This is a genomic window from Streptomyces sp. NPDC005962, assembly GCF_040629205.1.
GTDB lineage: Bacteria > Actinomycetota > Actinomycetes > Streptomycetales > Streptomycetaceae > Streptomyces.
Window position 1 is genome coordinate 12,765 of the sequence record NZ_JBEXVE010000039.1, and the last position, 14,592, is coordinate 27,356.

The window sequence follows — 14,592 nt, forward strand, 5'->3', positions numbered from 1 at the left end:
TCACAGACTCTACAGCAGGTCAGGGGGTGCGGTCGAACTCGCGCCCGCCCGGCCCGTCCGGCGGCTCCGGACGGGCCGGACGGCTACGGCGCCACCGCGTCGATGGCCTTCACGATGCGCTTGTCGGAGACCGGATAGGCCGTGCCCAGGGCGTGCGCGAAGTAGCTGACCCGCAGCTCCTCGATCATCCAGCGAACCTCCAGCGCCTCTGGGGGCACCGGGCGGCCCGCCGGGAACTGCTCCAGCAGCCAGGCGTACTCGTCCCGCATCTCCCTGACCTTCGCCATCCGGGTGCGGTCCCGCTCGGCGTTGGTGGGGAGCTGCTGGAGGCGGCGGTCCACGGCCACCAGATAGCGCATGAGGTCCGGGAGGCGGCGTACCCCGTGCGCGGTCACGAAGCCCGGCGTGATCAGCTCCGAGAGCTGTTCCCGGACGTCCGCGAGGGACGCCAGCAGCACCGGGCTCTTGATGCCCTTCAGCCGGCGCTCGCACGCCTGCCAGGCCGCCAGCACCTCCTGGACCTTCCGGACGGTGTCCAGCGTGGCGTCCGCGATGTCGGCCCGTACCGCGTCGAAGAGCTTGCGGAACGATTCCTCGTCCCACACCGGGCCACCGCGCGCCGCGATGAGCCGGTCGGCGGCGGCGGAGACACAGTCCTCGAAGAGCGCCGCGATATTGCCGTGCGGGCTGCTGGAGAGGGCCAGCTTGGCCGTGTTGGTCAGCTTCCCCTGCGCGAACTTCGCCGGGCTGGACGGCAGCTGGAGCAGGATCAGCCGACGGGTGCCCCGCCACATCGCCCGCCGCTGCTCGGGCTCGGTGTCGAAGAGCCGCAGCGCCACCGAGGCACCCTCGTCCACCAGCGCCGGATACGCCTTGACCGGCTGGCCGCCGCGGCGGGTCTCGAAGGTGCGCGGCAGCGTGCCGACCGTCCACGAGGTCAGCCCGCCGCGCTGCTCGATGCCGACGGCCTCCTTCGAGGACTCGAACACCTTGGAGATCGCCGCCCGGGTCTTCGGCTTCAGCCGCTGCTTGAGCGCCTCCAGGTCCTCGTCCTCGGCGAGTTTGCGGCGCCGCTCGTCGACCACCCGGAAGGTGATCTTCAGATGGTCGGGGACCTTGGCCGGGTCCCAGTCCTCCGGCTCGATCCGCACCCCCACCATCCGGTGCAGCTCCCGGCCCAGCGCGGCCGTCAGCGGCTCCTGGAGCGGCACGGCGCCGTCCAGGAAGCGCTTGGCGTAGTTCGGCGCCGGGACGTAGTGGCGGCGCACCGGCTTGGGCAGCGACCGGATCAGCTCGGTGACCAGATCCTCGCGCAGCCCCGGGATCTGCCAGTCGAAGCCGTCCGGGGTGACCTGGTTGAGCACCTGGAGGGGGATGTGGACGGTCACACCGTCCGCGTCCGCCCCCGGCTCGAACTGGTACGTCACCTTGAACTTGAGGCTCCCCTGACGCCAGGAGTCCGGATACGCGTCCTTGGAGACGCCCTGCGCCCGCTCGTTGATGAGCATCGACTTCTCGAAGTTGAGAAGCTCCGGCTCTTCATGGCGCTTGTGCTTCCACCACGAGTCGAAGTGCGCCCCGGACACCACATGCTCCGGAATGCGCTGGTCGTAGAAGTCGAAGAGCGTCTCGTCGTCCACCAGGATGTCGCGGCGCCGGGCGCGGTGCTCCAGCTCCTCCACCTCGCCCAGCAGCTTCCGGTTGTCCTGGAAGAACTGGTGGTGGGTGCGCCAGTCGCCCTCGACCAGGGCGTTGCGGATGAACAGGTCACGGCTGGTCTCGGGGTCGATCCGGCCGTAGTTGACCTTCCGCTGGGCGACGATCGGCACGCCGTACAGCGTGACCCGCTCGTACGCCATCACCGCCGCCTGCTTCTGCTCCCAGTGCGGCTCGCTGTAGGTGTGCTTGACCAGGTGCTCGGCGAGCGGCTCGATCCACTCCGGCTCGACCTTGGCGTTGACCCGCGCCCACAGCCGGGACGTCTCGACCAGCTCGGCCGACATCACCCAGCGCGGCGGCTTCTTGAACAGCGCCGACCCGGGGAAGACGGCGAACTTGGCACTGCGCGCGCCCAGGTATTCGTTCTTCGCGCTGTCCTTCCCGCCCTCCCCCCCGGCGTTCTTGAGGCCGACGTGGGAGAGCAGCCCGGACAGCAGCGACTGATGGATGCGGTCCGGCGCCGCGTCCTGCTCGGACAGCTGGATGTCCATGGTCTTGGCGACCGTACGGAGCTGGCTGTAGATGTCCTGCCACTCGCGTATGCGCAAGTAGTTCAGGTACTCGTTGCGGCACATACGGCGGAACGCGGACGAGGACAGCTCCTTCTGCCGCTCCCGGATGTATTTCCACAGGTTGAGGAAGGCCAGGAAGTCGCTCGACTCGTCCTTGAACCGGGCATGCTGCTGGTCCGCCTGCTGCTGCTTGTCGGAGGGGCGCTCGCGCGGGTCCTGGATGGACAGCGCCGCCGCGATCACCATGACCTCGCGGACGCAGCCGTTGCGGTCCGCCTCCAGCACCATCCGGGCCAGCCGCGGGTCCACCGGTAGCTGGGCCAGCTTCCGGCCGACCGGGGTGAGCCGTTTGCGCGGGTCCTTCTGCTTGCCGTCCAGCGCGTGCAGCTCCTCCAGGAGCTGGACGCCGTCCTTGATGTTGCGCCGGTCCGGCGGGTCGAGGAACGGGAACTTCTCGATGTCGCCGAGCCCCGCCGCGGTCATCTGGAGGATGACGGAGGCCAGGTTGGTACGGAGGATCTCGGCGTCGGTGAACTCCGGGCGGGTGAGGAAGTCGTCCTCGGAGTACAGCCGGACGCAGATGCCGTCGCTGGTCCGGCCGCAGCGGCCCTTGCGCTGGTTGGCGCTGGCCTGCGAGACCGGCTCGATGGGCAGCCGCTGGACCTTGGTGCGATGGCTGTAGCGGGAGATCCTGGCCGTGCCCGGGTCGATCACGTACCGGATGCCGGGGACGGTCAGCGAGGTCTCCGCGACGTTCGTCGCGAGGACGATCCGGCGGCCGCTGTGTCTCTGGAAGACCCGGTGCTGCTCGGCGTGCGACAGCCGGGCGTACAGCGGCAGTACTTCGGTGGATCTGAGCTGCTTCTTGGTCAGCGCGTCGGCCGTGTCCCGGATCTCCCGCTCGCCGGAGAGGAAGACCAGGATGTCGCCAGGACCCTCGGACTGGAGCTCGTCCACGGCGTCGCAGATCGCGGTGATCTGATCCCGGTCGCTGTCCTCGCCGCCCTCCTCCAGCAGCGGCCGGTAACGCACCTCCACCGGATACGTACGCCCGCTGACCTCGACGATCGGCGCGTCACCGAAATGGCGGGAGAAGCGCTCCGGGTCGATGGTCGCGGAGGTGATCACGACCTTGAGGTCGGGGCGGCGGGGGAGGAGCTGGGCCAGATAGCCGAGCAGGAAGTCGATGTTGAGGCTGCGCTCATGGGCCTCGTCGATGATGATCGTGTCGTACTGGCGCAGCTCGCGGTCGGTCTGGATCTCGGCGAGCAGGATGCCGTCCGTCATCAGCTTGATGTGGGTGTCCGGGCTCACCTGATCGGTGAAGCGGACCTTCCAGCCGACCGACTCCCCGAGCGGCGTCCCGATCTCGTCCGCGATGCGCTCGGCGACCGTGCGGGCCGCGATCCGGCGGGGCTGGGTATGGCCGATCAGCCCCTTGACGCCGCGGCCCAGCTCCATACAGATCTTGGGGATCTGGGTGGTCTTCCCGGAGCCGGTCTCGCCCGCGACGATCACCACCTGGTGATCGCGCACGGCCGCGAGGATGTCGTCCCTCTTCTGGCTGACCGGCAGTTCTTCCGGATAGGTGACGTCCGGTACGGCGGTGCGGCGGTTCGCGACCCGGACTTCCGCCCGGTCGATGTCCTCGGCGATCTCGCCGAGCACGGCCGCACGGGCCTCGGGTTTGCGTATCCGGCGCGCGCCGTCGAGCCGGCGCCCCAGCCGCTGCTGGTCGCGCAGCATCAGCTCGGGGAGCCGCTCCAGGAGGGCGGGCAGGGCGGGGGCAGGAGTCGTGGACATACGGACCCCAGGATCTCACCTCGGCAAAACGACTGGCGAACCATTTCCGCCGGGTGTTGTCCGGGCCACGTCGTGCGATATGCCGGGATGGTCCGTTCTACGTTGAGCACATGGCGGACGACGACTCCCCGTGGGCCCGGTTCAAGCGCAGCCCGTGCTTCCCGGCCGCGGTCATCGTGCTGATCATCTCGGCGGGCGCGGGGCTCTTCGCGGGCTCGTACACCTACGCCTTCGCCAACCCCACCCCGCGCCAGATCCCCGTCGCCGTCGTGAGCGCCCACCGGGGCGAGGTCCCGCCGCGGCGCTTCGTCGCCGGGATGGAGAAGGCCCTGAACGCCTCGCTGCGGCTGCACCGCGAGCCCGGTTACGGCCGCGCCCGCTGGGCCGCCGAGGAGCAGCGGATCTTCGGGATTCTGCGGACCCGCGGCCGCGGCGTCGAGCTGGATCTGTCCTCAGCCGCGGGCGCCAGCGTCGCCCAGGTGCTCGCCTCGGCCGGTACGAAGGTGGGCCGGGCGGTGGGCGTGCCCGTCGCCGTACGGGACCTGAACCCGCTCCAGCCGGGCGATCCGCGGGGCCTGGCGGTCTTCTACATCTCGCTGGCCGCGGTGATCATGGGCTTCCTGGGCGCCGTCCAGCTGAGCGTCAACGCGGCCGGTCTGACCCCGGCCGGGCGGATCGCCTTCACCCTCGCCTACGCCCTGCTCGGCGGCTTCGTCATCGCCGCGATCGTCGACTGGGGGCTCGGCGCGCTGGACCTCCCCTTCGCCGGGTCCTGGGCGATCCTCGCGCTGACCATGTTCACCTCGGGGATGGTCTTCTCCATGTTCAACGTCCTGTTCGGGCGCTGGGCGCTCATTCCCACCTGGGGCCTGATGGTCCTCCTCGGCAACCCCTCGTCGGGCGGCGCGGTCTCCTGGCCCCTGCTCCCGTCCCTGCTCGGCACCGTGGGCCGCTGGCTCCCGCCGGGCGCCTCCGTCAACGCCCAGCACACCGCCGTCTACTTCGGTGAGCACCAGCACGCCTTCCCGTTCCTGGTGCTGGCCGGGTGGTCCCTGGTCTCGACCGTCGTCTTCTGGATCTGGCGCCACCGCCACCCGGGCGGCCGCCCGGGCACGGCGACACCATCCGCGTGAGCGCGTGAACGAAAAAGATCCCCCTCCTGGTGTCAGGAGGGGGATCTTCTATGGAGCGCCGAGCAGGCCTTGCACCTACATCCCTCGTTTGGAGACGAGTATCTTGCCTTAGACGACCGACGCATCAACTCCCGCCCCTCGGGGCGGTGTTGCAAGATCTACTTTACCCCACCCGGGGGCCCGCCGCGCAATCGCCGTCACGGCGCGGTGCCGGGGCGCCGCGCCGCAGTTCGTCGTTGAGGCGCCGGGCCTCTTCGAGCTGGTCCTCCAGTCCGACGATGCGGCAGGCGGCGTCTATCGGGGTGCCCTGGTCGACGAGGTGCCGGGCACGCGCGGCGATGCGCAGCTGGTGGCGCGAGTAGCGGCGGTGGCCGCCCTCCGAGCGCAGCGGTGTGATCAGACCGGCTTCGCCGAGGGCCCGCAGAAAGGCCGGAGCGGTGCCGAGGAGATCGGAGGCACGGCCCATGGTGTAAGCGGGGTAATCGTCGTCATCGAGCCGGTTGTGCTGCTGGTCCTCGGCCACTGACACCTCATCCGTCATCTCGTCGGTCGCGTCGTCGGTCGCGCGTCGAGGGGCCCTGGCGCCTTTCCGGCACCAGGGCCCCGAGGGGTTCAACACCATTTTCCGCGAACTCGTCTGCGCAGACGAGTGTGCGGGGATCGCGGATCTCTGACCGGGGACCACCTTCCCTTCAGGGGCATGCGGTACCCGAGCGGACTCAGCTCTTCGCCCGGGCGATCCTGATGGTGTCCGCCTCCTTGTCGTCGGTGACTGCCGCGCCCTTCCGGGCGCCGTGACTACGACTGGGAATCTAACTCCGGCGAGCGGTCCATGTCTACAGTCGCCGCGACAGATTTTCATCGGTTCGGAAGGGCAGAGATCTGGCACACGCGGGCCAGCCAAGCGTGCGGGGCGGCAGAGCGGGCAGACGAGCCTCTGCAAAGCGGCATATCCGATGCGACCAGGGGTGTACGTCTATGAACGGCACGAAGACCGCCAATACCCGGCCCACGGCCTCCACCGTGGTGCGGGGTGACAGCCCCGGCGGCATCCACCGTGCCCGCGCCGTCACCCGGGCCTTCACCAAGGGGCTCAGTCCCGCCCCGACGTCCGACGCGACCGACGCGATACTCCTGGTGGTGTCCGAACTGGTCACCAACGCGCTGCGCCACGGGGGCGGCCGGTACACCCTCGAACTCTTCGCGGGCCCGGACACGGTGACCGTCGCCGTCAGCGACCCGAACCCGGCGGCTCCCCGGGCCCGTCCGCCCGACCTGAACGCCGGCACCGGCGGCTTCGGCTGGCACATGGTCCGCCGTCTGGCCCGGGAGGTGACCATCACCCGGGGCCGCGGCAAGACGATCTACGCGAGCCTCCCCCGCTGACCGCGGACGGCCCCGGCGCGCACCTCAGGCCGCGCGCACGCAAAAAAATCCCTCCCCTGGCATCAGGAGAGGGATCTTCTATGGAGCGCCGAGCAGGCCTTGCACCTACATCCCTCGTTTGGAGACGAGTATCTTGCCTTAGACGACCGACGCATCAACTCCCGCCCCTCGGGGCGGCGTTGCAAGATCTACTCTACCCCACCGCGGCACGCCGCCGTTCCCGTCGGCCGCGAGATGGTCCTCCACCGCCGCCCGAAGGGCCGTGAGCAGCGCCTCCACCGCCGGGGCGCGGGTGGTCTCCGCCCTCAGCAGGGCGTGCAGGCGGCGCGGCGGCCAGTCGCGGAGGGGGCGGGCCACCACCCGCGGGTCGGGCCGCGGCGGCAGGGCCAGGCCCTCCGCGACCGCCGCGCCCACGCCGTGCGCGACCAGGTCATGGGCGGTGGCGGGGTCGTTGGTGATGGCGACGGCCCGTGGCTCGAAGCCCGCCCGGGAGCAGGCGGCGGCGAACTCCTCGCGGTCCTCGTCCAGCACCCAGGACTCGTCGGCCAGCGCGCTGAGGGGGATCGTCCGCAGGTCGGCCAGGGGGTGGTCGACGGGGAGCAGCACACAGCGCGGATCGCTGATGAGCGGAAGGTCCACCACATCGGCCTCGGCCACGACGGGCCGCGCCCCGGCGCCGGGGACTGCTTCGGGATCGGAGCCGGGGCCGGGGACCGCTTCGGGGCCGGTGCCGGGCACTGCGTCGGGGCCGGTTCCGGTGCCAGGGCCGGTTCCGGTTCCGGTGCCGGTTCCGGTGCCGGTTCCGGTGCCGGGGTCGGGGCCCGGGGCGTCCGGGCGGGTGTCGGCGCGGACGCTCACCAGGGCCACGTCGGTCGTGCCGTCCCGCAGTGAGCGATACGCGTCCGGGGAGGTCGCCCGCTCCAGGACGACCTGCACATCGGGCCGGGCGGACCGCAGCCGGGCCACCGCGCCGGGCAGCAGCGAGGCGCACGCGCTGTGGATCGCGGCCACCCGCACCACGCCGCGCGCGTGGGCGGCGTACGTGCGGAACTCGTCCTCGACGGCTCCCAGCGCCGACAGCACCACCTCGGCGTGCTGGGCCAGCCGGCGGCCCGCCGCGGTGAGCCGCACCCCGCGCCCCGACCGCACCGCGAGCTGGACGCCGATGGTGCGTTCCAGCGCGCGCATGCGGTAACTGACAGCGGGCTGGGTGTAACCCAGTAATTCGGCGGCGGCGGTGTAGGAACCCGCGCGCGCCACGCCTGCTATGACCGCCAACTGATGGATGTCGAGCACATGAACCACTGTAAAAGGAGTTTATGGATGCCGGGAAGATCCTTATTGGACGTATGGTCTCGGCGCCCTCCACACTCAAGGAGGCGGCCGGTCGACGGCCGTTGGTCAACACGCCGTTCGCGTGAGCTGAGCCCGCTGAGCCTAATTTCGTATTCGCCGCCGCCTCCCTCACCGACCACCCCCCTCATTCGGTGTGCTGCCGATCCAAACCTTGCGGGATTTCCCTAGAATTTCCGCGGATTGGAATGGAACATGTCTGACAAAGACGGCTGGAACAGAATGCAGCCGGTGCTCGCACAGGGCGCCGTACAGCATCAGATGTCGCTGAACGAGACCTTCCATCCACCCCTGCCGGCCGTCCTGCGGGCCGTCCGGGAAACCGCCGCCGACGCGCACCGCACCCTGGACGCACTGGGATTCGGCCTGTCCCGGACCATCGGCGAGCACCTGGGGGTGGAGCCCGGCGACATCGCCGTCGGCCCCGGCTCCGGCGCACTGCTCCAGCTGCTGTTCTCCGTCCACACCGGGCCGGACACCCACACCGTGCACGCCTGGCCGTCCTGGGAGGCCTACCCGATGATGGCGGCCAACGCCGCCTCCGCCACCGTGCGGGTACCGCTGCGGGACGAGACGCACGACTTGGACGCGATGGCGGCCGCCGTCAGCGACCGGACGCGGCTGGTCATCGTCTGCAACCCCAACAACCCCACCGGCACCGCCGTCGGCCAGGCGGCGCTGCGGCGCTTCCTCGGCCTGCTGCCCTCCCACGTCACCGTGCTGATCGACGAGGCGTACCTCGACTTCGCCGACCCGGACGCCGCCGCCGTCGCCCACGGCGTCGACCTGTACCGGGAGGACGAGCGGGTGTGCGTGGTGCGCACCTTCTCCAAGTCGTACGGCCTGCTCAGCCTGCGCGTCGGCTACCTCGTCGGGCATGAGCGCGCCCTCGCGCCGCTGCGCGGCGCCCTGACCTTCTACCGGGTCGGCGCGGCCGCCCAGGCCGCGGCGGTCGCCGCGCTCGCCGAGTCCGCCGCGATCCGCTCCCAGTGCGAGGAGACCGCCCGCGAGCGGGAGCGGCTGTACGGCGTGCTGACCGAACAGGGCTGGCGGGTGACGCCCAGCCAGGCCAACTTCCTGTGGCTGCCGATGGAGTCCGGCGTCGAGCGCTTCACCCAGTTCTGCGCGGACCACGGCGTGCTGGTGTGCGGAAAGCCGGGCGAGGGCGTACGGGTCACCATCGCCGAGCCCGCGGCGAACGACGCGTTCGCGCAGCTGGCCGCGAAGGCGCGGGAAACGGACGGCCATACCGGAGGGGCGGCCCCGGCCTGCGGGGAGGCGGCGCACGCCGACGAGGAGGCCCCGTGACGGCCGCCCCGCACACCGCGGTGGGCGCCCCCGCCGACCCGCTCTCCGCCGCCCACCCCACCCTCGCCCGGCTGCTGCGCGACCTCGAATCCCGCTGGCCGTCCGGCGGCGAGCGCGTCCACCGGATATCCCGCTACGCCCTGCTGCCCGCGGGCAAGATGCTGCGCCCGCTGCTGCTCGTGGAGTCGGCCAGGGCCGTGGGCGGCGGTTACGAGGAGAGCCTGCCCGCCGCGCTCGGCGTGGAGTATCTGCACGCCGGGTCGCTGGTCCACGACGACGTCATCGACGGCGACGCGCTGCGCCGCGGCCGCCCCACGGTCGTGGCCCGGTACGGCGTCGCGGACGCCGTCGTCACCGGCGACGCCCTCATCATGGGCATGTTCGCCGCCGTCGCCGAGTGCGCCGACCAGGGCCTGCCCGCCGAACGGCTGCTGGAGGCCGTACGGGTCCTGGCCCGCGCGGGGGTCGACCTGTGCCGCGGCCAGGCGATGGAGGCCGACCTGTGCGGGGACGCGGCGTGCGGACTCGACCGCTACCTCACGATGATCTCCCTCAAGACCAGCGCGCTCTTCCGCGGTGCCTGCCAGGCCGGGGCCCTCCTCGGCGGCGGCGACGCCACCTGGCAGCGGGCCCTCACCTCGTACGCCGAACACCTCGGGCTCGCCTTCCAGATGCACGACGACCTGCTGCCGTACACCAGCGAAACGGCGGCCACCGGCAAGTCCGCGCTGAGCGACACCGCCAACGGACGCCCCACCTTCCCCGTGCTGGTGGCGTACGAGCGGGCGTCCGCCGCCGAACGCGAAACCCTGCGGACCGCGCTGCGGGGGACGCTGCCCGCGCCGGACGCCTACGACGCCGTACGCCGCGTCCTGGACTCCACCGGCGCGCTGCGGGCCGCGCGCGAGCGCGCCCGTGCGGAGGTGGCCCACGCCAAGGACCGCCTCGCGGAACTTCCGCCGACCGAGGGCTCCGCCGTGCTCGCCGCCATCGCGGACTTCTCCGCCGACCGGGAGCGCTGACGTGCCCGGGGCGTTCGCCACCGGCGCTTGGGCGCAGTCTTGGGCGCGCTTTTCGACGCGCTTTTGGGCGCATGTGCAGACCTGGCGGCTGTACACCCTGTCCTACCCCGGCCTCGTCGGCCTGGCCGGTGCCGCCCAGACCGACGGCCCGCCCTCGGCGCCACATCTGTGGGCCGCCTGGGCCGTCCCCACCCTGAGCTGGATCGCCGGGCACTACCTCGGCGACTACTTCGACCGCGACTTGGACGCCATCGGCAAACCGCAGCGCCCGATCCCCTCGGGACGGCTGACCCCCCGCGCGGCCGTGGCCTCCGGCGTCCTGTGCGCCCTCGCGGCCGCCGCCGTCACCGCGCTGGCCGCGTGGACCGCGCTGCTGCTGGTCGCGGGCGGCATGGCGGGCATCGTCGCGTACAGCAAGGTGTTCAAGGGCCGCGGGCTGTCCGGCAACGCGGTGCGGGGCGCGCTGACGGCACTCACCGTCGTCTTCGGGGCGCTGACGGCCGGAACGGAGCCGCGCTGGCCCGCGGTCCTGCTCGCCGCCCTCGCCTTCTGGGCCCATGACACGGCGTCCAACCTGGTCGGCACCCTCCGCGACGTCGACGGCGACCGCAGCGGCGGCTACCAGACGCTCCCCGTCCGCCGCGGCGTCCGCTACGCGGCGCGCACCGCCGCCCTGCTGTACGCGTCTGCGGTCGTCGCCGCCGCGGCCTGCGTACCGTTCGCCCCGCCCGAGGGGCGTACGGCCTTCGGCGCCCTGCTGCTCGTCGCGGCGGTCTGCGGCACCGTCGCCTTCGCCCCGCTGCTGCGCGGCGCGGCCCCGCTGACCCCGGCACGGGCGCTGCGGGCCCACGCGGTGCTGGTCGCCGAACGGCTGATCCTGGCGGGCGCGGTGCTCGCGGGCGGCCGAGGCCCGGCCCCGGCCCTGGCGGTACTCGCCCCGCTGCTCGCCCTCAGCGTGGCCACCCAGGCCAGGATGCGCACCCGCCACGAGTTCCCGCCGGACGACTGGGACGCGGAGGGACGCCCCGAACAACCCCCCACCCCGGCGCCCCACCCGGCCACACCCTCGGCCCGCCGCCCGGACCCCGCCCCGCAGCCGGACCCCGGCCCGCAGCCGAACCTCGGCCCGCCGCCGGACCCTGCCTCGCCCCCCGACCCCGGCCCGCAGCCGGACCCCGGCCCGGAGCGTGCCGGGCGTCGGTTCGGGGGTGGCGGGGTGGGCGAGCGCTCCTCCGGTGCCGATGGCTCGCCCCGGTCCGTTCGCGCCGCACTACGGAAGGATCGTCCGAGCCCATGGTGAGCCCACCCATGATCCACCGGATCGACGCGGCCGTCACGGCCGGTGCCGAGGCGCTGTTCGCCCGGCGGCGGCCGGACGGGGTGTTCGCCCCCGACGCGGCGGAGGACCGGTTCTCCCCGGCGAACACCGCCCTCGCGCTCATCGCCCTGCACCTCGCCGAGCAGCCCGAGCAGCCCGAGCAGCCCGGGAAGACGGACCCGCTCCTCGCCCGCGGCGCCGACCGGCTCGTCAAGGCGCAGCGTGACACCGGCGGCTGGGCCATGCGCGGTGTGGCCGACGAGGTGCTGACCACCGCCGTCGTCACCGACGCGCTCGACCTGGTCGCCCCCCGCCACGCGGCCCCCGCCGTACGCGCCGGGCGGCAGCGGCTGACGCAACTGGGCGGCCCCGAGGCGCTGCCGGAGCCGGTGATGGCGGGGCTGACCCGGCAGTTCGGCGTCCTCGCGGGACGGCTGGACGAGGCGGCGCTGCCCCGTCTCCCGCTGGAGGCGCTGCTGCTGCGCGGGCCCGCGCGGCGGCTGCTCAGCCTGCGGCTGCCGATCCTCGCGAGCATGGCGCTCGGCCAGGCCACGGTGCGCCGCCGCACCCAGGGGCTGGTACGGCGGCGGCTCAACGCCCTGGCCCGGCCCGCCGCGCTGGCCGTCGTCCGCGAAGCGTACGAACGGGAGGGCGCGAGCGGGTCGTTCAGCACCGACCCGTGGCTGACCGGCCTCATCTGCGTCGGCACCACCCGCTCCGGCCTCGCCCCGGACATCGTGCGGGCCGCCGCCGGATGGCTGCGGTCGGAGGCGGACGCGGACGGCGGGTGGGAGCTGATGCCGCTGGACGTCACGTGGTCGAGCTTCGCCGCCGCCGCCCTCCTGGAGGCGGGGTACCCGGACGACCCGCGGCTGACGGCGACCCGCGCGATGTTCCAGGACCGCCAGCAGAACACCCCGTTCGCCGCTCTCGCCTGCCCGCCCGGCTACTGGGGTTTCTCCAGCGCGCACAGCTGGCCCATGGCGCTGGAGACCGCGGAGATCAGCTCGGTGCTGCTCCGCCTCCCCGGCGGCGGTGACGATCCGCACGTACGGCGCGGCATCGACTGGCTGACCCGTACGCAGGACTCCGCGGGCTCCTGGAGCCTGGCCGTACGGAACAGCAAGCCGGGCGGGTTCGGCCCCTGCCCGCAGATGACGGCCAAGGCCGTCCGTGCGCTGCTGGACCACGGCGCGGGCCCCGGCGACCGGCGCGTGGTGAAGGCCGTGCGCTGGCTCATCTCGCGGCAGCGGACGGACGGTTCGGCGGACGGTTCGTACGAGGCCCTCTGGTACCGGGGCCGCACGGCGGGCACGTCGGTGGTGCTGGAAACCCTGTGCCGCACGGTGGGCGCCGCGCATCCGGCGGCCGCACGGGCGACCGCGTGGCTGCTGCGCACCCAGGCCGACGACGGCTCCTGGGGCGGCGGCGAGCGGGGGGCCGAACCCGAGAACGGCGGCGGCACGGTGGAGGACACCGCCTGGGCGCTGTACGCGCTCCTCGCCGCGGGCCACGACCCCGAATCGCAGCCCGTGACGGCCGCCGCCCGCTATCTGACGGACGCCCAGCGACCGGACGGCGGCTGGGCCGGATCGCCGGTGAACGAATACATCCGCTTCTGTTACCGCTACGCGGACGACGTGATCGCCTCCGGCCTCGCCCTCCGCGCCCTGGCCCGGCTGCGGACGGCCACCGCGTCCCCTCGACCCCAGGGGAGTTCCGCATGAGCGAGAAGAACACCCGCTACGACGCCGTCGTGTGCGGCGCGGGCGCCGGAGGGCTCGCCTCCGCGCGGGCGCTGGGAGCGCTGGGCCTGCGCGTCCTCGTCGTCGACAAGCAGCCCCGGCCGCGCCCGGTCGCCAAGGGCGAGGTGCTGCAGCCCGGCGCGCTGCGCGTACTGCGCCGCTGGGGCACCGAACGGCTGCTGGAGCAACGGTCCGGGGTACGGCTCGGCCACCTGGTGGTGCGGGACCCGGCCGGGGCGCCGCTGATGGCGCTGGACTACGGCCAACTCCCCGAGGGCGACCGGTGGCTGCTCTCCCACGACCACCTCACCATCCTGGACGCGCTGGCCGAGGGGCTCGGCCCGGCCGTGGAGGTGCGCCGAGGCGCCCTCGTCGAGGAGGCCCTGCACGACGGCTCGGGCCGCGTCACCGGCGTGACGGTCACCGAGGGCGGACGGCGGTACGAGGTCCACGCGCCGCTGACCGTCGCCGCGGACGGCATCTCGTCCCGGCTGCGCCGCGCGGCGGGCATCGACGCCCGGCGCGTGGACTACCCGCACCGCCTGGCGTCGTTCGACCTCGCGGGCGCGCCCCGCACGGACGACTTCTCCGCGTACCTCAGCGCGCGCGGGCTGCGGCTGGTGTACGCGCTGCCCGGCGACCGGGTACGGCTGTACGTACAGACCGCGCCCGACGAACTGCGCGGCGCCCGCGACCGGGCGGCCCTGGCCGCCTGGGCCGAGGGGGTGGTGGCGGAGGTTCCGGCGCTGGAACCCCTATCCGGGCCGCTGCTGGCCGGTCTGGACAGCAGACAGACACTGCCGGTGTCCCGTTTCCTCTCGCCCCGGCTGGCCGTCCCCGGGATGGCGTTCGTCGGCGAGGCCGCGTACGCCGTGCACCCGATGGCCGCCCAGGGCATGAACACCGCGATCACCTGCGCGGCCTCCCTGGCCGACCGGCTCGCCGAACACCTCGACGGAGCCGCGCCCACTGCCGCCACCGTGGACGCCGCCCTCCGCGCCTACCAGGCCGAACGGCGGCCCATCCTCGCCCACGCCGCCACCACCAGCGACAACGCGGCCCGCATGGTCACCGACCTGACCTGGCGCGGCCGGGTCGTGGGGAGGCGGGCGGTCCGCTTCACCGGGCGCAATCCCCGGCTGCTGCACACCGTCACGTACAACATGTCCGGCCTCGGCCCCCGGCCGATGACGTTCCTGGACCGCCTCCACCAGCTCGGCGTCCTGCCCGACCCGCGCGCCCACCGCGTCCCCCAGACCTGACCCTCTCTTTTTCGCACCGAAGGACGGCATT

10 protein-coding genes and 2 tRNA genes are annotated in these 14,592 nt (G+C 72.9%); 7 read left to right on the forward strand and 5 right to left on the reverse strand.

What is annotated here, in order from left to right; genetic code table 11:
- Positions 1–83: 83 nt before the first annotated feature.
- Entirely contained in the window at positions 84–4,034 is a 3,951-nt protein-coding gene (gene hrpA / locus ABZ370_RS39130) for an ATP-dependent RNA helicase HrpA (RefSeq protein ID WP_358631657.1), read from the reverse strand.
- A 110-nt stretch (positions 4,035–4,144) separates the two neighbouring features.
- On the opposite strand from hrpA, the gene ABZ370_RS39135 reads away from it, so the two are divergent.
- Positions 4,145–5,167 (forward strand): ABC transporter permease, encoded by a 1,023-nt coding sequence (locus tag ABZ370_RS39135; RefSeq protein ID WP_358631660.1) that lies wholly within the window; start codon positions 4,145–4,147, stop codon positions 5,165–5,167.
- A 51-nt stretch (positions 5,168–5,218) separates the two neighbouring features.
- Here ABZ370_RS39135 and ABZ370_RS39140 read toward each other — a convergent pair.
- Positions 5,219–5,290: transfer RNA gene (locus ABZ370_RS39140), tRNA-OTHER, on the reverse strand.
- Between the two features lie 40 nt (positions 5,291–5,330).
- Complete coding sequence (locus ABZ370_RS39145) at positions 5,331–5,633, reverse strand: MerR family transcriptional regulator (protein ID WP_358631816.1); 303 nt, start codon at positions 5,631–5,633, stop codon at positions 5,331–5,333.
- A gap of 512 nt (positions 5,634–6,145) precedes the next feature.
- On the opposite strand from ABZ370_RS39145, the gene ABZ370_RS39150 reads away from it, so the two are divergent.
- Positions 6,146–6,553: an ATP-binding protein gene (locus ABZ370_RS39150; protein ID WP_358631663.1), complete on the forward strand. Its 408-nt coding sequence runs from the start codon at positions 6,146–6,148 to the stop codon at positions 6,551–6,553.
- A gap of 81 nt (positions 6,554–6,634) precedes the next feature.
- Here the strand turns inward: ABZ370_RS39150 and ABZ370_RS39155 are convergent.
- A tRNA-OTHER gene (locus ABZ370_RS39155) sits at positions 6,635–6,706 on the reverse strand.
- The gene (locus tag ABZ370_RS39160) at positions 6,692–7,849 is read right to left on the reverse strand and encodes a LysR family transcriptional regulator (RefSeq protein WP_358631666.1); all 1,158 of its coding nucleotides are present in this window, start codon (positions 7,847–7,849) and stop codon (positions 6,692–6,694) included. Before ABZ370_RS39160 ends, ABZ370_RS39155 begins: the two co-directional genes overlap by 15 nt.
- Before the next feature lie 252 nt (positions 7,850–8,101).
- On the opposite strand from ABZ370_RS39160, the gene ABZ370_RS39165 reads away from it, so the two are divergent.
- From ABZ370_RS39165 to ABZ370_RS39185, 5 genes are all read left to right on the forward strand, one after another.
- Positions 8,102–9,214, forward strand: a complete 1,113-nt coding sequence (locus ABZ370_RS39165) for an aminotransferase class I/II-fold pyridoxal phosphate-dependent enzyme (protein WP_358631669.1) — start codon at positions 8,102–8,104, stop codon at positions 9,212–9,214.
- Positions 9,211–10,236: a polyprenyl synthetase family protein gene (locus tag ABZ370_RS39170; RefSeq protein WP_358631672.1), complete on the forward strand. Its 1,026-nt coding sequence runs from the start codon at positions 9,211–9,213 to the stop codon at positions 10,234–10,236. Before ABZ370_RS39165 ends, ABZ370_RS39170 begins: the two co-directional genes overlap by 4 nt.
- A 73-nt stretch (positions 10,237–10,309) precedes the next feature.
- Complete coding sequence (locus ABZ370_RS39175; RefSeq protein ID WP_358631675.1) at positions 10,310–11,536, forward strand: UbiA family prenyltransferase; 1,227 nt, start codon at positions 10,310–10,312, stop codon at positions 11,534–11,536.
- On the forward strand, positions 11,530–13,281 hold the full coding sequence (locus tag ABZ370_RS39180) for a prenyltransferase/squalene oxidase repeat-containing protein (protein ID WP_358631678.1): 1,752 nt from the start codon (positions 11,530–11,532) through the stop codon (positions 13,279–13,281). The genes ABZ370_RS39175 and ABZ370_RS39180 overlap by 7 nt, the downstream gene beginning before the upstream one ends.
- On the forward strand, positions 13,278–14,561 hold the full coding sequence (locus tag ABZ370_RS39185; RefSeq protein ID WP_358631681.1) for an NAD(P)/FAD-dependent oxidoreductase: 1,284 nt from the start codon (positions 13,278–13,280) through the stop codon (positions 14,559–14,561). Before ABZ370_RS39180 ends, ABZ370_RS39185 begins: the two co-directional genes overlap by 4 nt.
- The last annotated feature ends 31 nt before the right edge of the window (positions 14,562–14,592 follow it).

Bases quoted from the DNA above. Each gene is read 5' to 3' on its own strand.
- ABZ370_RS39135 (WP_358631660.1), top strand. From the start codon at position 4,145: ATGGCGGACGACGACTCCCCGTGGGCCCGGTTCAAGCGCAGCCCGTGC.
- ABZ370_RS39180 (WP_358631678.1), top strand. From the start codon at position 11,530: ATGGTGAGCCCACCCATGATCCACCGGATCGACGCGGCCGTCACGGCC.
- hrpA (WP_358631657.1), bottom strand. From the start codon at position 4,034: ATGTCCACGACTCCTGCCCCCGCCCTGCCCGCCCTCCTGGAGCGGCTC.
- ABZ370_RS39165 (WP_358631669.1), top strand. From the start codon at position 8,102: ATGTCTGACAAAGACGGCTGGAACAGAATGCAGCCGGTGCTCGCACAG.
- ABZ370_RS39150 (WP_358631663.1), top strand. From the start codon at position 6,146: ATGAACGGCACGAAGACCGCCAATACCCGGCCCACGGCCTCCACCGTG.
- ABZ370_RS39185 (WP_358631681.1), top strand. From the start codon at position 13,278: ATGAGCGAGAAGAACACCCGCTACGACGCCGTCGTGTGCGGCGCGGGC.
- ABZ370_RS39145 (WP_358631816.1), bottom strand. From the start codon at position 5,633: ATGGGCCGTGCCTCCGATCTCCTCGGCACCGCTCCGGCCTTTCTGCGG.